General features: G+C 70.4%; 17 protein-coding genes. 7 read left to right on the top strand and 10 right to left on the bottom strand.

Annotation, left to right across the window (positions count from 1 at the left end; translation table 11 throughout):
* Nucleotides 1-32: 32 nt before the first annotated feature.
* Nucleotides 33-1,106, top strand: a complete 1,074-nt coding sequence (locus AB0J88_RS27490; RefSeq protein ID WP_364350841.1) for an NAD-dependent epimerase/dehydratase family protein — start codon at nt 33-35, stop codon at nt 1,104-1,106.
* Complete coding sequence (locus AB0J88_RS27495) at nt 1,088-1,909, top strand: WecB/TagA/CpsF family glycosyltransferase (protein WP_364351051.1); 822 nt, start codon at nt 1,088-1,090, stop codon at nt 1,907-1,909. The genes AB0J88_RS27490 and AB0J88_RS27495 overlap by 19 nt, the downstream gene beginning before the upstream one ends.
* Here the strand turns inward: AB0J88_RS27495 and AB0J88_RS27500 are convergent.
* The gene (locus AB0J88_RS27500) at nt 1,906-3,768 is read right to left on the bottom strand and encodes a S8 family peptidase (RefSeq protein WP_364350838.1); all 1,863 of its coding nucleotides are present in this window, start codon (nt 3,766-3,768) and stop codon (nt 1,906-1,908) included. The genes AB0J88_RS27495 and AB0J88_RS27500 overlap by 4 nt on opposite strands.
* Nucleotides 3,769-3,954: 186 nt before the next feature.
* Nucleotides 3,955-5,829 (bottom strand): S8 family peptidase, encoded by a 1,875-nt coding sequence (locus AB0J88_RS27505; RefSeq protein ID WP_364350835.1) that lies wholly within the window; start codon nt 5,827-5,829, stop codon nt 3,955-3,957.
* 202 nt (nt 5,830-6,031) lie between these two features.
* Here AB0J88_RS27505 and AB0J88_RS27510 point away from each other — a divergent pair, with 202 nt between their 5' ends.
* Nucleotides 6,032-6,610 (top strand): hypothetical protein, encoded by a 579-nt coding sequence (locus tag AB0J88_RS27510; RefSeq protein WP_364350832.1) that lies wholly within the window; start codon nt 6,032-6,034, stop codon nt 6,608-6,610.
* Here AB0J88_RS27510 and AB0J88_RS27515 read toward each other — a convergent pair.
* The 3 genes from AB0J88_RS27515 to AB0J88_RS27525 form a co-directional block, all read right to left on the bottom strand.
* Nucleotides 6,584-6,970 (bottom strand): hypothetical protein, encoded by a 387-nt coding sequence (locus tag AB0J88_RS27515; protein WP_364350829.1) that lies wholly within the window; start codon nt 6,968-6,970, stop codon nt 6,584-6,586. The two genes, AB0J88_RS27510 and AB0J88_RS27515, sit on opposite strands and share 27 nt — an antisense overlap.
* Before the next feature lie 169 nt (nt 6,971-7,139).
* Nucleotides 7,140-7,364, bottom strand: coding sequence for a DUF397 domain-containing protein (locus AB0J88_RS27520; RefSeq protein WP_203718317.1), 225 nt, complete (start codon nt 7,362-7,364; stop codon nt 7,140-7,142).
* Entirely contained in the window at nt 7,328-8,209 is an 882-nt protein-coding gene (locus tag AB0J88_RS27525; RefSeq protein ID WP_364350826.1) for a helix-turn-helix transcriptional regulator, read from the bottom strand. The genes AB0J88_RS27520 and AB0J88_RS27525 overlap by 37 nt, the downstream gene beginning before the upstream one ends.
* Before the next feature lie 345 nt (nt 8,210-8,554).
* Between AB0J88_RS27525 and AB0J88_RS27530 the strand changes: the two genes are divergently transcribed.
* Entirely contained in the window at nt 8,555-8,839 is a 285-nt protein-coding gene (locus tag AB0J88_RS27530) for a hypothetical protein (protein WP_364350823.1), read from the top strand.
* Nucleotides 8,840-8,989: 150 nt separating this feature from the next.
* Nucleotides 8,990-9,733, top strand: a complete 744-nt coding sequence (locus AB0J88_RS27535; RefSeq protein ID WP_364350820.1) for a hypothetical protein — start codon at nt 8,990-8,992, stop codon at nt 9,731-9,733.
* Between the two features lie 8 nt (nt 9,734-9,741).
* Here the strand turns inward: AB0J88_RS27535 and AB0J88_RS27540 are convergent, their stop codons facing one another.
* On the bottom strand, nt 9,742-10,863 hold the full coding sequence (locus tag AB0J88_RS27540; RefSeq protein ID WP_364350817.1) for a PASTA domain-containing protein: 1,122 nt from the start codon (nt 10,861-10,863) through the stop codon (nt 9,742-9,744).
* 131 nt (nt 10,864-10,994) lie between these two features.
* Between AB0J88_RS27540 and AB0J88_RS27545 the strand changes: the two genes are divergently transcribed.
* Nucleotides 10,995-12,086 (top strand): hypothetical protein, encoded by a 1,092-nt coding sequence (locus AB0J88_RS27545; protein ID WP_364350814.1) that lies wholly within the window; start codon nt 10,995-10,997, stop codon nt 12,084-12,086.
* Here AB0J88_RS27545 and AB0J88_RS27550 read toward each other — a convergent pair.
* The gene (locus AB0J88_RS27550; RefSeq protein ID WP_364350811.1) at nt 12,083-13,561 is read right to left on the bottom strand and encodes a glutamate--cysteine ligase; all 1,479 of its coding nucleotides are present in this window, start codon (nt 13,559-13,561) and stop codon (nt 12,083-12,085) included. The two genes, AB0J88_RS27545 and AB0J88_RS27550, sit on opposite strands and share 4 nt — an antisense overlap.
* 193 nt (nt 13,562-13,754) lie before the next feature.
* Nucleotides 13,755-14,339 (bottom strand): YceI family protein, encoded by a 585-nt coding sequence (locus AB0J88_RS27555; RefSeq protein WP_364350809.1) that lies wholly within the window; start codon nt 14,337-14,339, stop codon nt 13,755-13,757.
* Between the two features lie 93 nt (nt 14,340-14,432).
* On the opposite strand from AB0J88_RS27555, the gene AB0J88_RS27560 reads away from it, so the two are divergent.
* The gene (locus AB0J88_RS27560; RefSeq protein WP_364350806.1) at nt 14,433-14,942 is read left to right on the top strand and encodes a MarR family transcriptional regulator; all 510 of its coding nucleotides are present in this window, start codon (nt 14,433-14,435) and stop codon (nt 14,940-14,942) included.
* A 241-nt stretch (nt 14,943-15,183) separates the two neighbouring features.
* Here AB0J88_RS27560 and AB0J88_RS27565 read toward each other — a convergent pair whose 3' ends face one another.
* A complete protein-coding gene (locus AB0J88_RS27565) occupies nt 15,184-17,706 on the bottom strand; it encodes a helix-turn-helix domain-containing protein (RefSeq protein WP_364350804.1) in 2,523 nt (840 codons plus the stop codon).
* Between the two features lie 96 nt (nt 17,707-17,802).
* Complete coding sequence (locus AB0J88_RS27570; protein ID WP_364350801.1) at nt 17,803-20,019, bottom strand: MMPL family transporter; 2,217 nt, start codon at nt 20,017-20,019, stop codon at nt 17,803-17,805.
* Between the last annotated feature and the right edge of the window lie 41 nt (nt 20,020-20,060).

Consider the following 20,060-nt stretch of genomic DNA (forward strand, 5'->3'; position numbering starts at 1 on the left):
CCTGATTGCCGAGCAGCACCTGGAGTTGAGGCGTGTCCGTCGCGTTGGTCACCGGTTCCGGAGGCTTGATCGGCTCGGAGGCCAGTCGGCACTTCGCCGGCCTGGGCCTCGACGTCGTTGGCATCGACAACGACATGCGGCGCTACTTCTACGGCGAGGACGGCTCGACCGCCTGGAGCGTGGCGAGCCTCGGCAAGGACCTCGGCACCGCCTACACGCACTACGAGACCGACATCCGCGACCGGGCCGGGCTCGAACAGATCTTCAAGAAATACGGCTCCGATATCGCCGTGGTGATCCACACCGCCGGCCAGCCCTCGCACGACTGGGCCGCGAAGGAGCCGTTCACCGACTTCGACGTCAACGCCGTCGGCACCCTGAATGTGCTGGAGAACACGCGCGCGCACGCGATCGACGCGCCCTTCATCTTCTGCTCGACCAACAAGGTCTACGGCGACCGGCCCAACAGCCTGCCGCTGGTCGAGCTCGAAACTCGTTATGAAATCGCGTCCGACCACCCGTACGCGGGCGGCGTGACCGAGGACATGTCGATCGACGACTCCATGCACTCGATCTTCGGGGTCAGCAAGGTCGCGGGCGACGTGATGGTCCAGGAGTACGGCCGCTACTTCGGCATGAAGACGGCCGCGTTCCGCGGCGGCACGCTGACCGGCCCGGCACACTCGGCCGCCGAGCTCCACGGCTTCCTCGGCTACGTGATGCGCTGCGTGATGGAGGAGCGCGTCTACAACCTTTTCGGCTACAAGGGCAAGATGGTCCGCGACGCCATCCACTCCCATGACGTGCTGACGGCGTTCGAGGCGTTCTTCCGGGCGCCGCGCTCCGGCCAGATCTACAACCTGGGCGGCGGGCGGCACTCCAACACCTCGCACATCGAGGCGTTCGCCATCGCCAAGGAGATCTCCGGCCGGGAGCCGAGGATCAACTACGTCGAGCAGGCCCGGATGGGCGACCACCAGTGGTGGATCAGCAGCATGGCGCGCTTCCAGGAGCACTACCCCGACTGGAAGCAGACCTACGACGTGCCGATGATCCTGCGCGAGATCCACGACGCCAACGTCGACCGCTGGGTGCCCGGGTCGTGATCGACAAGGGCCGGCACAGCGTCCTCGGCGTCCTGGTCGACGCCGTCGACTACGAGACCGCCACCGCCCGCGTGATCGAGGCGGCCCACGAACGCCGGCCCCTCGCGCTCACCGCGCTGGCCGTGCATGGCGTGATGACCGGCGTGCTCGACCCGCAGCACAACGCCCGGCTCAACTCGTTCGACGTGGTCACCCCCGACGGGCAGCCCGTGCGCTGGGGCCTCAACCTCCTGCACGGCGCTGGGCTCACCGACCGGGTCTACGGCCCGACGCTGACCCTGCGGGTGCTCGAGCGCTGCGCCGCCGAGGGGCTGCCGGTCTACCTCTACGGCTCGACCGACGAGACGCTCGCCCGCCTGGTCCCGGCGCTGGAGAAGATGTTCCCCGCGCTCAAGTTCGCCGGCGCCGAGCAGTCCAAGTTCCGCACGGCGCGGCCCGGCGAGGCCGTCGAGATCGCCGACCGGATCCGCGCGTCCGGCGCCCGGGTCGTGCTGGTCGGGCTCGGCTGCCCGCGGCAGGAGATCTTCGCGTACGCCATGCGCCCGCTGCTCGACATGCCCCAGCTCGCCGTCGGCGCGGCCTTCGACTACCACGCCGGGCTGCTCCGCAAGCCGCCGGCGTGGATGCAGCGCGCGGCGCTGGAGTGGCTCTGGCGACTGGGCCTCGAGCCGCGCCGGCTGTGGCGCCGTTACGTGATCCTCAACCCGGCCTACCTGAGCCGGCTCTTCGCGCAGAAGCTCGGCATATGGAAAGCGACCCCGCCGCCACCGGCGACGGAGCCGCTCTCCGAGTTCCCTGTCTAGAGGTTCAACGTCCAGCTGTTGACGTATCCGGCGTCGCCACCGAACAGGTCCTGCACCCGCAGCTTCCAGTTGCCGTTCGCCGCCTCACCCGACACGTTGACCGTGTAGGTCGCGTTGACGTTGGCGCGGGTGTCGTACGGGCTGGCGTTCTTCAGCCGGTACTTCGTGCCGTCGGGAGCCACGAGGTCGATCAGCAGGTCGCCGCGGAAGGCATGCACGATGTCGACTGCCACGGTGGAGGTGGCCGACGCGTTGCGGTCACAGCCCAGGATCCAGTTGGAGCTCGACACCGCCCCGCCCAGGTCCGGGATCGCCAGGTCGACGTCGGTGCTGTTGGAGCAGCCGCCCGAACCGGCGACCACCGTCAGCGTGTAGGTGGCCGAGCGGGTGCCCGACGTGCCGGTGCCCGTCACGGTCACCGGGTAGGTGCCGGCAGGGGTCCCGGCCGAGGTGGCGATGGTCAGCGTCGACGAACCGCCCGAGGTGACCGTGGCGGGGTCGAAGCTGGCCGTGGCGCCGGTCGGCAGGCCGCTCGCGGTCAGCGCGACCGACTGGGTCGGACCGGTGCTGTTGATGCCGATCGCGACCGTCGCCGAACCACCGACCAGCACGGCACCCGAGGGCGGCGCGAGCACGACCCCGAAGTCGCTGGCTGGCGGGGCGTCCTTGATGAAGAGCAACTGGTTTGGCGTGTCTGTGCCGGGGTTCGTCACGACGTTGGGGGTCGAGTTGGTGACGAGGTAGTCACGCACCTGCTGGTTGGTCCAGCTCGGGTTGCTCGAGAGCAGCAGGGCCGCCGCTCCGGCGACGTGCGGTGTCGCCATCGACGTGCCGCTGATGGTGTTGGTGGCGGTGTTGCTCGTCGACCAGGACGAGGTGATGTTGACGCCCGGGCCGAGGATGTCGACGCAGTTGCCGTAGTTCGAGAACGACGCCGCCGCGTCGTTGATCTGCGTGGCGCCGACCGTGATCGCGGCGGGCACGCGGGCCGGTGAGAAGTTGCAGGCGTTGAGCCGACGGCCGAAGATGTCGCCGTTGCCGGAGGCCACCGCGAAGGTGATGCCCGTGTTGATCGCGCCGTTGACCGCCGTGTCGAGGGCTGCGCTGGCGTCGCCACCGAGGCTCATGTTGGCCACGGCGGGCTTGACCGCGTTGGCCGCGACCCAGTCGATGCCGGCGATCACCTGGGCGTCGGTGCCCTCGCCCGCGCAGTTCAGGACCCGCACCGCGACGATCTGCACACCCTTGGCCACGCCGTACGTGCTGCCGCCGACCGTGCCGGCCACGTGCGTGCCGTGCCCGTGGCAGTCGTCGGCCGTGCCGCCGTCGATCGCGTCGAAGCCGCTGGTGGCCCGACCGCCGAACTCCTGGTGGGTCGTCCGGACGCCCGTGTCGATGATGTAGGCGTGCACGTTGCCCGCGGTGTTCGGGTACGTGTAGGACTGGTTCAGCGGCAGGTTCCGCTGGTCGATCCGGTCAAGGCCCCACGACGGCGGGTTGGTCTGGGTGCCGTACGCCCGAACCGTGTGGTTCTGCTCGACGTAGGCGACGCTCGGATCGGCCGCGATCTTCTTCGCCTGCGCGGCGCTGGCTTGCACCTCGAAGCCGCGCAACGCGTTGCGGAAGATGTGGCGCACGGTGCCACCGAGCCGGACCGTCAGCGTCTTGGCCTTGCCGTCAACGGCGGTCGGCGCCACCGCGCTGTCCTTGAGGACGACGATGTAGCTGTCGGCGACCGCGGTCGAGCCACCGGCCCGACGCACCACGCCGCTCGGGTCGGCGGCGACCGCGGGGGCGGCGAAGGTGAACACCGTCAGGGCGCTCACTCCGACCAAAATGGACTTTCGTGGGAGTCTCATCTCCCGTTCTCCCCTCCTGTCCGCGCATCGGCCGCCCCGTGTTTGTGACATGGCCGTCCGCAGACCGAAGCTGAGGCTATGCGGCAGAGGAAGACATGAACAGATGTCTGTTAGTCAAGATCGAGCAACGCTCGGACAAAAGAAAGCGGCCCCGGCCGCCGGAGCCGCTTTCCTTTTGTCGACGGGTTAGAGGGTCAACGTCCAGGTGTTGATGTAGCCGGTATCGGTGCTGTAGACATCGCGCACCCGAAGCTGCCAGTTGCCGTTGGCGGACTCACCGGACAGGTTGACGGTGTACGTCGCGTTGACGTTGTCGGCGCTGTCCAGCGAACTGCTGTTCTTCAGGCGGAACGCGGTGCCGTCCGGGGCGACCAGGTCGATGACCAGATCGCCGCGGTACGTGTGCACGATGTTGACGGCCACGGTCGACGAGCTTGACGGCGCACGTCCGCAGCCGGAGATGGCGATCGTGCTGGACACATTGGAGTTGTTGTCCGGGATGGCCACGTCCGTGCCGTTGGTGCCGGAGCAACCACCGCCCGTGCCACCCGTGACCGTGAGCGAGTAGGTCGCGGACCGCGCACCGGCCGCACCCGTGCCGGTGACCGTGACGGCATGGGTGCCCGACGGCGTGGAGGCCGACGTGGAGATGGTCAGTGTCGACGAGCCGCCCGACGTGACGGAGGCCGGGCTGAAGCTCGCTGACGCGCCGGACGGGAGCCCGCTCGCCGAAAACGTGACAGACTGCGCCGAGCCGGAGGTCGTGGCTGTGTTGACCGTCGTGCTCGCCGCGCTGCCCGCCGCCACCGAGCCCGAGGCCGGTGACACCGAGACGCCGAAGTCGTTAGCCGGCGGCGTGCCGTCGTTGACCACGAAGAGCAGCCGGTTCGGGGTCCCGGTGCCGGGGTTCGTCACGACGTTGGGTGTCGAGTTGTTGACCAGGTAGTCGCGTACCTGCTGGTTGCTCCAGCCGGGGTTGGCCGAGAGCACGAGCGCGGCCACTCCGGCGACGTGTGGGGTCGCCATCGACGTACCGCTGATGGTGTTGGTGGCGGTGTCGCCCGTCGACCAGGACGAGGTGATGTTGACGCCCGGGGCGAGGATGTCGACGCACGTGCCGAAGTTCGAGAACGAGGCCGCCGCGTCGTTGTTCTGGGTCGCACCGACGGTGATGGCGTTGGGCACCCGGGCCGGCGAGTAGTTGCAGGCGTTCTGACGCTGGCCGAAGATGTTGCCGTTGCCCGCCGCGATCGCGAACGTGACACCGGAGTTGATCGCGCTGTTAACGGCGTTGTCGATGGCGGTGTTCGCGCCGCCGCCAAGGCTCATGTTGGCCACCGCGGGCTTGATCGCGTTGGCGGTCACCCAGTCGATGCCGCCGACCACCTGCGCGTTGGTGCCGCTGCCCTGACAGTTGAGCACCCGCACCGCGACGAGCTGCACACCCTTGGCCACGCCGTACGCGCCGCCGCCGACCGTGCCGGCCACGTGCGTGCCGTGCCCGTTGCAGTCGTCGGCCGCACCGCCGTCAACGGCGTCGAAGCCGCTGGTCGCCCGCCCACCGAAGTCCTGGTGGGTGGTCCGGATGCCCGTGTCGACGATGTACGCGTGCACGTTGCTCGCCGTGTTCGGGTAGGTGTAGGACTGGTTCAGCGGCAGGTTGCGCTGGTCGATCCGGTCCAGCCCCCACGACGGCGGGTTGGTCTGCGTGCCGAACGCGTGCACCGTGTGGTTCTGCTCGACGTACGCGACGTTCGGGTTGGCCGCGATCTTCTTGGCCTGTGCGGCGCTGGCCTTGAGCTCGAAGCCACGCAGAGCCGCGCGGTACGTGCGCACCACACTGCCACCGTGCTTGCCGGCGAGTGTCGCCGCGCTGCCGTCGACGCTCGATCGAGCGACCGCGCTGTCCTTGAAGACGACGATGTAGCTGTCTGCCACGGCCGTGTCGCCACCGACGTGCAGGATCGTTCCACTCGGCTCGGCGGCGGCCGCCGGCGCGGAGAACGCGAACGCGGTCAGGGCACTTACCCCGACCAGGATGAACTTGCGCGGGAGTCTCATCTCCCTCCTCCCCTCCGATCGGTGGACCGGCCGTCCCGCTCGTGGCGGGATATCGGCGTTCACCGATCGATGGTGAGGTTATGCGGCTTGGGGAGAAGTAGACAGATGTCGAATTTTGCTGGCCCCTACGGGGCGGTTCTGCGGGTCGGCCCCGGGTGCGGCCCGGATGTGCGGACTCCGCCGATCGACGAGGGTCTTAGGCATGGGGACCGAACTGGCACTGACCGCCGCCATCGCGGCCGCCGCGCTCGCCGCGGCCGCACTCGCCGACCTGCTGCCGCGCGCCACCACCGCCGCCGTGCTCCGGCGCCGGGCCGCTCGCCTGCAACTGCTGGTCGGCGCGCTGCTCGCGGTGCTGGCCGGCATCGGACTGGCCGGACTGGCCGGCTACGGCGACCTCGTGCCGGCGGTCGTGCCGTTCGTGGTGCCCGCGTTGGCCGTCGCCTTCGTCTCGCTGCGCCGGATCGGCCGGGTACGCCGCGGCGCCGCCGCGTTCGCGACGGCGCCGCACACTCCCACGCCGCCCGGGCTCCGTGCCACGGCGGCGCACCCGTTGCTCGCCCTGCCGATCCAGATCACCGCGCTCGCGGGAGTCGCGGCCGTGCTGGCCGCGGCCGGCCTGGTCGCGTTGACGGTGCCGGCGGTGCTGGGTGCGGTGTTGACCGCGGCCGGTCTGGTCGTCGCCGGCATCGGCGTGCGGGACGCGCTGCGGCACAGCCGCCTCGCCGAGGGTGCGGTGGCGCGGCCGGAGCGCCTAGCGCGGCCGGTTGGCGTCCTGTAGGTAGAGCAGCTCCAGGATCGACCGGGCGGCCTCGAACCAGCGGTCGAGCCATCCGGCGGTCGGGATGCTGCCCTTGGGCGGAAGCTCCAGCAGCAGGCCCCGCAGCAGCGGGTGGTCGGCGATGAGCGCCTCCTGCTCGGGGTTCCACTGTGGTGGGTAGACGGCCTCCAGCGCGGGCCGGTCGCCGGCGGCGCTGCCGGTGTTGAGGTCCGCCGGGAGCCCCTGGCGCACCACCCGGTCCGGCTCGCGGTCCGCCGGCGCCTCGATGGTCAGGGCCGCCTCGCGCCGGGTCTTGCGATAGGGCCCGGTGAACCGCTCCTGCGCCGCCGAACCGTTTCCGAGGTTGTCGGGCATGGTCATTCCTTTGTCGCCTGCCTGCTCGTTCGGATTAACCCGCTCGGCGGGTTGACCTGGCATTTACCGTGTCTTCTGGTACAACGACCCGGCGCTGTGACGGCGACGGCCCCTCGACGAAAGTAGGCGCCCTCCGTGGTGGAGGGCGCCTGGTTTTACGGGGCTTGGGGCTGGGTTACAGGTCGAACTCGCCGTCCTTGGCGCCACCGACGAACGCGTCCCATTCGTCGATGGTGAACAGCAAGGCCGGTCCGGTCGGGTTCTTCGAGTCGCGGACGGCAACCGCACCCGGTACGAACGCGACCTCGACGCAGTTGTCGCAGTTGGGCCCGCTACGGGTGCTCTTCTGCCAGACCGCGCCGGTCAGATCGACATGAAACCCCTTGGTCTCGCCTTCCACAGTGGCTCCTTAGCTAGCTTTGCGATGTAGGCGACCGACTCCTCGGGGCGGAGTGCGGCCGCACGGATGTGGTCGAAGATGAAGACGTACTTCCGCAACTCGTCGCTCTTCTCGATGAAGAGGCCCCCGGTGGCGTTCTCCGCGTAGACCACTTCAGGGTCACTCGGCTCGGGGAATTCCAGAATGGCGAACGTGCCGTCCATACCGGCATGAGCACCTGCCTCGAAGGGCAGGATCTGCAAGGTCACATTCGGGGACTCTGCCGCCTTCACAAGCCTTTCCAGTTGGGCCCGCATGACGGCATCACCCCCTACAGGCCGGCTCACCACAGCTTCATCAAGAACGAACCACAGGTCGATGGGGTCGTCCTCTTTCAATAACGACTGGCGAGCGCGACGGACACTCACCCTTTTGTCTACATCTTCGGTGGTGAAGTCCGGCCGGGCAGCGCGGATCATGGCTTTCGCATAGTCCTCGGTCTGCAGGAGACCGGGCACCACTTGGTGTTCGTACGCGCGGATCGAATGCGCGGCCGCTTCGAGCCCGACATAGGCGCCGGCCAGCACCGCCCCGTATGGATGCCACCAGCCTTTCTGTCTCGCCTCGCGGGCGATCTGCACCAGTTCTTCGCACTCCGGGCCGGTGATGCCGTAGATGGCGAGCATGTCCCGGACGTCGCGCGGGGTCGCGGAGGTATGGCCGGTCTCGATGCGCGAGATCTTCGACGCGGAGCATTCGAGCCGCTCAGCGACGCCGTCGATGGTGACGCCCGCTCCCTCTCGGCGACGTCGTAGCTCGGCGCCTAGTCGCCGACGGCGGATGGTCGGGCTCCGGCGCTCGGTCACCGGGTCACCTCCGGACAGGTGCGGAAAGACGTTAGCGTCCGCACCCGCCGCGGGAACGGACCAAATCGGACGAACGCGGCGAGCTACGCGAAATGCGACGGTCGCTGAGTGATGCGGCTTCAGTCTGACGCGCTAATCGGTTGGACATCAAGGACCATCGCGGCCGCAAGAGGCCACGAAAGCACTACCAAAGTGCAACTTGCATTGATCATGTTGTTGGTGCACTCTCTACGTATGCCACGGGTCACTCAGCGTTTCTGAAAGATCAGTTCTCCCCGGCGGCCTTTCTCGAGTCCTCCCCGATTCTGAGTTACCTCGATCAACGGCTTCGGAACAGGAGTTGATGTGCTTCCTCGCTCCGGTGACGTGCTGCACGTGACGCGCGCGGCGAGCGTCCAGTTCATCGACCCGCTTCTCTTCCGCGTAATCCGCGTCCACGACTGGCCGACCTATGACGGCTGGGTCTGGCTCGACGGCTACGAGCTCAACGCGGCAGGCGACGCGGTCGAGCGGCGCTCGATCTTCGTGCAGGTCAGCGGCCTGCGGCAGTTGCGCTCGCCGAACGACCTACGCAACGCGCCACGCCGCATCGGCGTCCAGGCGATGCCGGTCGCGGCGCGCGCCAGCTGACCGTTCCGCGTTCCCGTGATGCGCGAGCCCTCCCGGCTCTAGACTCGACATACCCACCGAAAAGTTCTTCCCGGGCGTGACCAGGACCCCTATTCCTGGGGGTCACTCATGGTCAAGCCACCGGCGCGACCGCTGATCCGCTGTGCCCCAGTGCTTCTCGCGGCCGCCGCGGTCTTCTTCGGCGGCGTCGCGTTGCCGGGCGTCGTCCTACCCGGCGTCGCGCTGGCCGCACGCGGCTCGGCGATCGCCGAGCCGGCCGGGCTGCCGGGCGTGCCCGGGATCCCGTCCGTCGTCGTGCCCGGCGTCCCGGGTCTGGCTCCTGGGTTGTCCGAGGGTCTGCTGCCGGGCATCGTGCTGCCGACCCCGGTGTGGCGACACCTGGATCCGTTGCGCCCTCCGGCCGCCACGCCCGGGATCGCCGGTGTCGCCCAGCCGGGTGACCCGGATGGATGGTTCGACCGCCCCGGCCCGGACGACGACGCCGGCCCCGGCGACGAGCCGCCGGAAGACCCGGCGCCGGACGAGGAGGACCCGGACGTCCGGCCGCCGGCCGAGCCGCAGCTGCCTGTCCCACCGGTGGAGCCGATGCGACCGACCCTGGCTCCGCCGCCCCCGCCCGCCGCGTCGCCGCGACCCGCACCGGCCAGCCCGGCGTCGCCACGGGTGTCGCGCACTCCGCGGGCCACTCCGTCGCCGGCCGACACCCGCGGCCTGGACGAGCTCTTCCCCGACCGCCCGTCGACCGACACGCCGGCGGCCGACGCGCCGGCCGACTCGACGGGCAAGCCGGAGCCGGTCGGCTACGGGCAGCCACTGATCTACTCGGGAATCGCCGGCATGCTCATCTCGGCGATCGGCATCGGCGTGGTCCTCAACCGCCGCCGCGGCTGGTGACGCCCCGATCAGGGACCCGGCGGGATGCTGGGTGTGGTGGTGGGGGTCGGTGTCGGCGTGGCCGTGGGACTGGGCGCGCCGGACGAGACGTCAATGGTGATCGTGGCGCCGGGCTGGACCTCGGTGCCCGGCCCGGGATCCGAGTCGACCACCGTGCCCACCGGCCGGTCGGAGTCCACGTAGTTGATGCGCGCGCCCAACCCGACGTCCGCGAGGCGCTGCACGGCCTGGTCCTGGGTCAGCCCTTGCAGGATCGGCACGGCGACCGCCGCGGGCGTGGTGGCGGAGGGCGTCGGCGAAGGCGACCTGGTGGTCGGCGTGGCCCTGGTCGGTGCCGGCGCGGTCGCGGCCGGGGTGGTGCGGCTCGGCTCCGGAGTGGGGCTGCCGTCACCGCGCAGGATCAGCCAGAGGCCGAAGGCGAGCACCCCGAGCAAAATCAACGCGATGATGCCGATCAGGATCGGCATCCACCACCGGCGTCCGTCGGGAGGCCCGGGTTGCCAGTTGTCCGGCGGCCCGTCGTCGGGCGGCTCACCCGGCCCACCGGGCTGCGGAATGCCGGCGCGCCCGGCCCAGGCCCGATCCACCGGCGGCGTCGCGTTCCGCGGACCGTTCTGCTGAATCCGGGTGGTCCGGTCGTCACCCTGCGACCGACCGTCACGAGCGGCCGGCGAGATCTGAGTTGTGCGGTCGCTGTCGTCCGCCCGCCCGAAACGAGCGGTGCGGCCCGGATCCTCCGGCAGCCGCTGCGTCGCGTCAGGATGATCCTGGGACACGCGCCGCGTCGCATCAGCCTCGGCCGCCGTCGACACGCGTTGGGTCGCGTCAGCATCGGCTGACGGTGGCTTCCGCTGCGTCGCGTCCGGCGCGCCCGACGGCGGCACTTGCTGCGTCGCGTCGGACTCACCCGACGGCACCTGCTGCACCGCATCTGACTCGCCCGCGGGCGGCACCCGCTGCGTCGCGTCGGGGTCACTGGGCGTTACGCGTTGGGTTCGCTCCGCCTCGTCGGGGTCTTCGTCGTCGTCGCGGATCGGGTCGAAGGGTGCTGTGTGGTCCAAGGGCTGGTCGGGGTCGTTGTCCGAGCCTGAGCCGCCCCGCGCACGCGGGTCTTCGGGCTGGTCGGCCATCGTCGATCCCTTCGCTGCCTGGAAGATCCGGAACCGACCCTAGCCTGCCGGGGGTGGATCACGCTGCGCACGAGCGGCCCCGGGGCCGGCAAGGCTCGCCCGCACCGCGGGCGAACGCTACGCTGCCCCGCATGGCCGTACGAGGCTGGGGAGGATCGATCGCCGCGGCGATCGGCATTGCTGCGTGCGCCGGTGCCGCGCAGCTCGGTCTCGGCTACGGCCTGGGCATCATCACCTGGCTGCCGGCGTCCGACCGGGTCGGCGAGGCGGCGTGGGCGGCCAGCCTGTCGTGGGCCGCGTGGATCGCCGCGACCTCGACCGTCGCGGGCGCGATCGGAGCGCAACGGCTCACCGAAGCGGCCGACACCGACAGCGACCAATCCGGTGCCACGTTCCTCGGCCGCATCTCGCTGGTCGTCGCCGCCGCGGTCGGTGCGCTGGTCACCGTCGCACTGGTCGCGGTGCCGGCCCGGGCCGCGGTCAGGGCCGACACGTTCTCGCCGCAGACTATCGCCGCCGGCTACGCGGTGATCGGCGTCCTGCTCGGCCTCGTCTTCGCGACCTGGGCACTGTCGTCCCGTGCGGCCGCGAGCAACGTCATCGCGACCGTCGGCTGGCTCTGGTTGCTCGCCGTGGTCTCGGTGACCGAGGGGGTGGTCTCGGGCGGCGACCAGTCGCCCGCCCAACTCGGCGTCTGGCAGATCACCAACGGCAGTGACGCGTTCTGGTTCCGTGACTACGTCTACTGGCCCGGCGCCGCGCTCGCGCTCGGTGCGGCCTTCGTGATCGGCGCCCTGGTCGCCCGCCGCCCGGCCCGTGACCCGTTGCACCGGGTCGGCGCCGCGGTGTCCGGCATCGCGGGTCCGCTCGTGGTGGCGTCCGCCTACTTCCTGGCCGCGCCGCGGCTGTCCGGCATCCGTGCCGAGCAGGTTTCGGCGCACCTGCTCGCCCCGTACGCGGTGCTGGCGGGCCTGGCCGGCTCGGTGCTGGTCACCACGCTGGCACAGCGCGCCGACAACTCCACGGTGACGGTGCCGACACAACGCGCGCACGCCGACGCGGAGACCCGCGAGCACGCCGACGCGGAGACCGTGCGCAACCCGGCCGCCACTCCATTGTGGCCAGAGGGCACCGCTCCCGGCGAGACCCCACCGGCACCGGCGAAGCCCGAACGCAAGCGGCGGTTCGGCCGCCGTGGCAGCGACTCCGAGGACGACGCCTAGTCGATCGGCCAGGTGTGCACGGGATCGTTGGTGCGCGCCAGCTCCGCGTAACGATCGAGCATGTGGTGCAGCGCCGTCGTGCGGTCCAGGCCACGCTTGCGTTCCGCCTCGCACACCATCGCCGTCTGCCAGGCCGCGCCGTTCTGGCCGGTGCGGCAGCGTTCGGCGATGACGCCCAACAGTTGGTCACGGAACCGCGGTGCGACCCCGAAGCGATCCAGCCCGGCCGCCGCCCGAGGCAGCAACACCTCAGGCACGAGGTCGGCGATCCGGACCTCGCCGTGCCGGGGCCAGTAGACCCGGGCATCGAGGCCTCGGCGCGCCGCGGCGTGGAAGTTCTCCTCGGCCTTGGTGAACGGCAACTGGCTCCAGATCGGACGGTCGGCCTCGGCCAGGTCCCGCACAAGTCCGAAGTAGAACGCCGCGTTCGCCAACATGTCGATGACCGTGGGACCGGCCGGCAGAACGCGGTTCTCCACCCGCAGATGCGGCCGACCGTTGTGGATGTCGTAGACGGGCCGGTTCCACCGGTAGATGGTGCCGTTGTGCAGGCGGAGCTCACCGAGATGGGGCACGCCGCCGCTGTGCAGGACCTCGACCGGGTCCTCGTCGTCGGTGATGGGCAGCAACGGCGGGAAATAGCGCACGTTCTCCTCGAACAGGTCGAAGATCGAGGTGATCCATCGTTCGCCGAACCACACGCGCGGCCGTACCCCTTGTGATTTCAGCTCGTCGGGTCGCGTGTCGGTGGCCTGCTCGAACAGCGCGATCCGGGTCTCGGCCCAGAGCTGTTTCCCGTAGAGATAGGGCGAATTGGCCCCGATGCCGACCTGGATGCCCGCGATCGACTGGGCCGCGTTCCAGTAGTCGGCGAAGGTGTCCGGCGAGACCTGCAGGTGGAACTGCACGCTGGTGCACGCCGACTCGGGCGCGATCGAGTCGGTGAACGTCTGCAACCGTTCCACACCACGGATGTCGAGCCCGATGTCCTCACCACGCGCGGCGACGATCTGCTCGTTGAGAGCCCAGTAGCGATCGTTGCTGGAGAGGTTCGCGAGCACGAGGTGGCGCGGGGTAAGGGTGGGCAGGATGCCGATCAGCACAATCGTCGCGTCGGCCTTGTTGGCACGGTCTTCCGCACGTCCCAGACTGGCCTGGATGTCGTGCTGGTAATCGGCGAAACCGTCGCCCTCGATGAGTCGAGGTCGCGCGTTGAGCTCGAGGTTGAAGAGCCCGAGCTCGGTCTGGAACGTCGGATCCGCGAGGTTGGCCAGGATTTCCGCGTTGCGCATTGCTGGCTCGGCGTCTTTGTCGACCAGGTTGAGCTCGATCTCCAGACCCGTCGTCGGCCGCTCGGCGTCGAACTCGAAGTCGTCGAGCATGAGCGCGAAGACATCGAGACATCGCCGGACTTTCTGCCGATAGCGGACGCGGTCCTCACGGGAGAAAAAAACCGGCGACACATCCTTGCCCATGTGTGCCCTCCCCGGCGCACGGCCCCGTATGAGTGGCGAGTGGACCCTTCACGGTAGGAGGGCCGAGGCCGCTCGGCCAGAGTCAAACCAGATACTTATCACCCTTTGTAAGCGGATCAAAGCGTTCAGTCCACCATACGCCAAGGCCCCGGCAGCTAGTGATCGCTGCCGGGGCCTTGAAAAGAGGCGGTCGTCACGCCTGGCGAACGGCTTCGCCCTCGATCTCGATGCGGACCTTCTTGCCCACCAGGACGCCACCGGTCTCCAGGTTGACGTTCCAGGTCAGGCCGAACTCCTCGCGGTCGATCTCGGTGTGGGCCGAGAAGCCGAAGATGTCCATGCCGTACGGGTTGCGGCCGGCACCCTCGAACTCCACCTTCAGGTCGACCTTGCGGGTAACGCCGCGGATGGTCAGCTCGCCGGGGAGCACGAACTCCGTGCCGTTGACCTGCGTCACGCCACCGAGGCTCTGGAACTCGATGGTCGGGAACTCCTCGGTCTTGAGGAAGTCGGGGCTGCGGAGGTGGGCGTCACGGTCAGCGACACCAGTGGTGATGCTGGCGGTCTTGATGCTGGCGGAGACGCTGGACTCCGTGGGGTCCTCGGCGACCGTGATGGTCGCGGCGGCCTCGTCGAAGTGACCTCGAACCTTGGCCACCATCATGTGGCGAGCGACGAAACCGACCAACTTGTGCGCGGGGTCGAGTTCGTACGTGCCAGGGGCCGGGATGGTCACGCCGTTCCAGACGCGGGTGTTGTTGGTAGCGGTGTCGCTCATCGGAAGGGGCTCCTTCAAGAGTCAGCGGGGTTTGCCTGATCAGTTGATGAAGCAACTATATCGCCAGCAATATTCCGCGTGTCAAGGACTGCTATGCTGGGTCTCGTGAGCGAGCTGTACGACGACCCCCGGATCACCGCGATCGGGCTGCTCGCCGAGGCCTTCAGTGGGCTCTCGGCCCGCTTCGACGCGCAACTGGCCGGGCACAAGCTGTCCGGGGTCGAGTTCGAGGTGCTGATGCGCCTCGCGCGCTCGTCGGGGCACGAGTTGCGAATGTCCGATCTCGCCGCCCAGACCTCGCTCTCCACCAGCGGGGTCACCCGCGTCGTCGACCGGATGGAGCGCGAAGGCCTGCTCCGCCGTAGAGCCTGCCCTACCGACCGCCGCAGCTCCTACGCCGGTGTGACCAGCGCCGGTATGACACGGCTCACCGAGACGCTGCCGGGCCACCTCGAGCTCATCGAGCAGTGGTTCACCAGCCAGCTGTCGGCCGAGGAGCTCGACCAGTTCCTCGACTACGTGCGGCGCATCCGCGATGCGGTCAACCCTTGCGCGACGGCCGGTGCCGACCGTGTGCCGGAGTCGGATTCGGCCACCGCCTGAGGTACCCACGGGTCACCGGCAGAAAGACCGGCAGAACCGTTCGCCTCCATCGCCAAAAGCCACATTTGGTACGCCGAGCGCTTGAGCCCCGATACGGTACTCACGAACAGCGATCCACGGGGGCGAAGCGTTAGGCGCTACGGGGGCGCGGCGCGGATGTTCCGAAGGTCCGTCGGGGGGCGGGCCGATCCGCGTCGAGCGGGGGTGGAAGGCAGCCGGTGCTGACCGATTGGGAGGGCGGTCAGCGCCGGCTGTCTTCATGTTCGGCCTGCGCCCGCTCCGCCGGCAGCAAGGTGATGCCGCCTTCTTTGCAGACCGCCTCGAGCCGGGTCACCACCGCCGCGCGGCTGGCCGTGTCGTCCGTGACCGAGGCCAGCCCCACCAACGCCTCGGCCACGTCCCGCAGGTCCCGCCCACCGGCGAAGGACTGCACGGCGACGCCGAACCACTCCGCCGCGAGCACCCGGTCGCCCCGCTTGGCCGCCAGCGTCGCCTCGATCATCGCGCTCGGACCCTGCACGTCGCTGATCGGCGCGTCACCGATGCCCGGATCCGCACCGGACGCGGCCGCCCGCAACTGCTCCAGCACCGCGAACGCGTCGTCAGGCCGGTCGGCCAGGGCGAGCGAGAGCCCGATGGTGCCCAGCACCCGGGCGCGGTGGCCGGGATCGCCGAGCCGCTCCAGCGCCACGATCGCCCGCCGGCCCATCTTCACGGCGTCCTCGTAGCGGCCGTCGAGCCGGTTGACCTCGGCCACGTTGGCCAGCGCCAGCGCACGCAGCCGGTCGTCGCCGCACTGGGCGGCCAGCCGGTCCACCGCGGCCATCCGCCGCCGGGCCGCGGCCAGCTCGCCGGCCCGGATCTCGTGCCACGCCAGGTTGCTCTGCGCCACGGCCATGTCGCGGGTGCGCCCGGTGCGGGTGGCCAGCGCCAACGCCGCCGCACCGTGCCGGCGGGCCTCGTCGTAGCCGCCGGTCGACATCCACAATCCCGAGAGCTGGTTGCGCGCTGCCAGCTCGCCGGACACGTCGCCCTGCTCGCGGAACGTCGCGAGCGCGGCCTCCGCGGCCGGCAGCTCGGTCGGGCCGGCGCTGTGCTCGGCGGCGAGCTGGGCCACGCCGAGCTGCGCCCACGCCCGCAGGACGGAGTCGGCGTTGGCGGTGCGCGGGTCGTCGAGCAGCCGGCGTAGCCACTGGCGTCCGGCCGCGTCACGCCCCCGGAACCGCCACCAGCGCGGCAGGTTCGCGGCCAACAGCAGGGCGGTGTGCGGGTCGTCGATCGCCGAATGGGCCAGCGCACCCCACAGGTCGCTGGTCAGCTCGTCGAGCCGGGCCACCGCGCCGGGCAGGCTGCCACCGGCGAGCTCGGGCGCCACGCGCGCCGCGAACCGGGCCATCACCAGCGCGTGCCGGCGCCGGATCGCGGCCAGCTCACCCTCGGCCGCGGCCTGCTCCTCGGCATAGTCGCGGACCACGTCGAGCAGGCGGAACCGCATCGAGCCGGCGCCACGCATGCCGAGCAGGCCGAGCGCGACGAGCCGGTCGAGCAGCGGCACCGGGTCACCGTCGAGCGGCCCGCCGGGGGCGTCGGGGTCGGCCAGCATGGCCTCGCCGAGCTCGACCGACCAGCGGTTGCGGAACGGCGACAGCCGGCGTACGGCCACCTGCTCCTCGGGTTCGAGCAACCGGTAGCTGGCCGCCACGGCGTCTCGCAGGCTCACGGCGACCGCCTGGTAAGCACCGCTCTCGGGCCCGGCCAGGTCGAGCAGCCGGTGGCCGTAGCGGTCGAGGATCTGGTTCATGTCGAGCACGCGGCCGCGGGCGGCGGCGAGCTCGATGGCCAGGGGCAGGCCGCCCAGCCGGCGGACCAGCCGGACCAGCGCACCGACCTCGCCCGGCTCGAGCGGGTCGCGGCGCACCCGGCGCAGGCGCTCGAGGAACAGCGCGACCGCGGGGAACCGGGACACGGTCGACAGGTCCAGGTCGTCGGTCGGCGGCACTTCCAAGGGGACCACGGGCCAGACGCGCTCGCCGGGCAGGCCGATCGGGTGCCGGCCGGTGGCGAGGATGCGCAGTGACGGCGCGACGCTGGCCAGCCGGTGCAGCGCCTCGGCGACCGCACCCGGTGCCCGCTCGACCGCGTCGACCAGCAGCAGGCTCGGCGCGCCGGCCAGCCGCCCCGCCAGCTCGTCGGCCCGGGCCACGCCCAGCACGGTGGCCGCGGCCGTCAGCACGTCGCTCTCGGTCGAGCCCTCGGTGATCAGGATGCCGGCGACGCCGCCCGGGTGACGCTCCTTGACGCGCTCGATCACGGCCAGCGCCACGCTGGTCTTGCCGACGCCGGCGAGGCCGACCAGGGTGACCAGCCCGTCGCCACGCAGCAGGGTCAACGCCACCTCCGCGACGTCGAGGTCGCGACCGACGAGTTGACCGGGCGGCGGCAACCCGCGACCGCGGGCGGCCGAGATCGACGCCGCGGCGAGCGAGGTCAGCGGCGGCGGCTCTTCCGCGACGGGGCTGGTCGGCGTCCCGCGCGCGGCCGCCTGGAACTCGGCGCGGGCGGCACCGGCCAGGTTGAGCGCGGTGGCCAACAGGTCGACGGTGGTGCGCTGGGGCCGGGACGCCCGACCGCGCTCGAGGTCGCGCACCGTCCGGACGCCGATGCCGGCCCGGGACGCGAGCTCGTTCTGGGTCAGACCGGCCTCCTGGCGGCGGGCTTTGAGCAGGGCGTCGAAACCCTGGTCAGCGCCGTGATCCGCGGTCATGGCCAGGAAGGTTACGCAGCGCGGGCCAAAACGGGGAGCGCAACGTCGCGTCACTGACCGGTTAACGCCCGATTCCCGACAGAGGAAGACTGATTGTCAGGTGGAAATCGTTGTCTTCGGTGCAGAATCGGCCTTCGGCGCGGGCACGGAGGCCGTCGCGCGGACCAGCGCGCCACTCGCGAACCAGCGCTCGTGCATCCGGCGCAGCGGCGCCGGAGCCCACCAGTTCCACTCGCCGAGCAGGCTCATCAGAGCCGGCAGCAGAAGGCCACGGACGACGGTCACGTCGAGTACGACCGCGACCACCATGCCGAAGCCGATCTCCTTGACCGCGGTCAGCCCGCCGAGCAGGAAGCCGAGGAACACCACCGAGATGGACAGCGCGGCGGTGGTGACCACCGGGCCGGTCTTCGAGATGCCGGCGAGCACGGCCCGATCGCTGGCTGCGGCGTCGTCACCGGCCCGCCGACGGCGTACCCGCCGGTCCCATTCCTCCTTGATCCGGGCCAGCAGGAAGACCTCGTAGTCCATCGAGAGCCCGAAGACGAAGACGAAGAGCAGCACCGGCGTGGTCACGTCGATCGCGCCCCACGAGTCGAAGCCGAGCAGCACGTCGCCGACGCCCCACTGGAAGACGAAGACCAGGACACCGAGCGTGCCGAGCAGCGTGAGCGCGTTCATCAGCAGGGCTTTGACCGGAACGACCAGCGAACCGGTGAGCACGAACAGCAGGATCGCGGTGACCAGGAACAGCACCAGCACGGCGATCGGCAGCCGGCCCGCGACCGACTCCTGGTAGTCGACCAGCTCGGCCGCCGGCCCACCCACCAGGAGCGGCACCGGGGTGTTCAGCGCGCGGATCTGGCGCACCAGGTCGCGCGAGGTCTCGTCGCCGGTCGCGCCCTCGGGGGTCACGTCGATGATCGCGGCGCGCCCCGGCACGTCGGGCCGCGGCTGCATCAGCACCACGCCGGGCATCCCGTTGAGCTGGTTGAGCAGGTCGCGGACAGCGGCGGTGGCGGGGTCGGCGTCGACCACGACGACCACCGGCTCGGCGCGGCCGACGTTGAAGTCGCGCTGCACGACCTCGTAGAGCTGGCGAGCCTCGGCGTTCGCGGGCAACGCCCGGGCGTCGGAGTTGGCCAGGTTGGCGCCGAGCACGAACGGGAGCGAGAGCACGACCAGCCCGACGGAAACGGCCAGCGCGACCGGCCCGGGTCGGGCCTGGGCGACCACGGCGAGCCGGGGCAGCAGGGCTTTGCGTGGTCGTGGCAGCCGGTCGAGGATCCGATGGCGGGTGCCTTCGGCCGGAATCTGCCGGTGCGCGACGGCCACCAGCGCCGGCACCGCGGTCAGCCCGGCGGCGGTTGCGAGCACGACGACCACCGCACCGCCGAGGGCCATGCTGGCCAGCAGGGGTTCCGCGAAGGCGAAGAGTCCGAGCATCGCGGCCGCGACGGCCAACCCGGAGATCAGCACGGTACGACCGGCGGTCGCGGTGGTGCGGGCCAGCAGGTCGGCGGGCGCGGCACCGGGGTCGTTCGCCCGCTCCTCACGGAACCGCGCGATCATCAGCAACGCGTAGTCGACCGCGAGCCCGATGCCGAGCAGCGTCACCACGTTGACGGTGAACTCGCCGACGTCACCGAGCGCCGTCAACAGCAGCAGCCCGAGCAGCGTCGCGGCGACGGAGGCGAGCGCCGCGGCGAGCGGAACAAGTCCGGCGACGAACCCGCCGAGGATCAGGACGAGGACGATGAGGAGTACGGCGAGCGCGACGCTCTCACCGACCGCCGCGTCGCGGATCGCCTGCTCCTCGAACCGCCGCTCGGCGAGCTTCTCGCCACCGACCAGCACCTGGGGAGCGTCGATCCGATGCAGCGCGGCGACCACCAGGTCCTCGGTCTGCTCACGCTGCGCGTCGGCGAGGCCGGCGCGCAGCTCGACCTCCACAAGGGAGCTTCGGTTGTCGGCGCCGATCCGCCCACCGGGTGCGCTGTAGAGGTCGTCGACCTTCTCGACGCCGTCGATGCCCCGGATCTCGGTGGCGATCTTCTGCACGTTCTCGACGAGCGGCGGGTCGTAGATGTCGCGATCCCGGATGACGGCGACAACCTTGTCGCCTTCGGGCTTGAGCTCCTGCACGCGCCGATCGGCCTGGTGCGACTCGGCATCCGGTCGCAGGTTGTCGGTGCTGGCCAACCGGTCAAAGACCTGCCCGCCCAGAGCCGCACCGGCGACGACCAGCACCAGCCACCCGGCCAGCACCGCCCACCGCCACCGCGCCATCGCCCGCCCGAGCGCACCGAACATGGTTGGACCTCCCCGGATGAGTACCGAGGAATGCAAACACC

The organism is Asanoa sp. NPDC049475, from assembly GCF_040676915.1.
In the GTDB taxonomy this organism is placed as follows: Bacteria; Actinomycetota; Actinomycetes; order Mycobacteriales; family Micromonosporaceae; genus Asanoa.

Coding starts and splice junctions, on each gene's coding strand:
- AB0J88_RS27500 (WP_364350838.1), bottom strand. CDS start 3,768: ATGAGACTCCCACGAAAGTCCATTTTGGTCGGAGTGAGCGCCCTGACG.
- AB0J88_RS27505 (WP_364350835.1), bottom strand. CDS start 5,829: ATGAGACTCCCGCGCAAGTTCATCCTGGTCGGGGTAAGTGCCCTGACC.
- AB0J88_RS27510 (WP_364350832.1), top strand. CDS start 6,032: ATGGGGACCGAACTGGCACTGACCGCCGCCATCGCGGCCGCCGCGCTC.
- AB0J88_RS27515 (WP_364350829.1), bottom strand. CDS start 6,970: ATGACCATGCCCGACAACCTCGGAAACGGTTCGGCGGCGCAGGAGCGG.
- AB0J88_RS27540 (WP_364350817.1), bottom strand. CDS start 10,863: ATGGCCGACCAGCCCGAAGACCCGCGTGCGCGGGGCGGCTCAGGCTCG.
- AB0J88_RS27545 (WP_364350814.1), top strand. CDS start 10,995: ATGGCCGTACGAGGCTGGGGAGGATCGATCGCCGCGGCGATCGGCATT.
- AB0J88_RS27550 (WP_364350811.1), bottom strand. CDS start 13,561: ATGGGCAAGGATGTGTCGCCGGTTTTTTTCTCCCGTGAGGACCGCGTC.
- AB0J88_RS27555 (WP_364350809.1), bottom strand. CDS start 14,339: ATGAGCGACACCGCTACCAACAACACCCGCGTCTGGAACGGCGTGACC.
- AB0J88_RS27560 (WP_364350806.1), top strand. CDS start 14,433: ATGCTGGGTCTCGTGAGCGAGCTGTACGACGACCCCCGGATCACCGCG.
- AB0J88_RS27565 (WP_364350804.1), bottom strand. CDS start 17,706: ATGACCGCGGATCACGGCGCTGACCAGGGTTTCGACGCCCTGCTCAAA.
- AB0J88_RS27570 (WP_364350801.1), bottom strand. CDS start 20,019: ATGTTCGGTGCGCTCGGGCGGGCGATGGCGCGGTGGCGGTGGGCGGTG.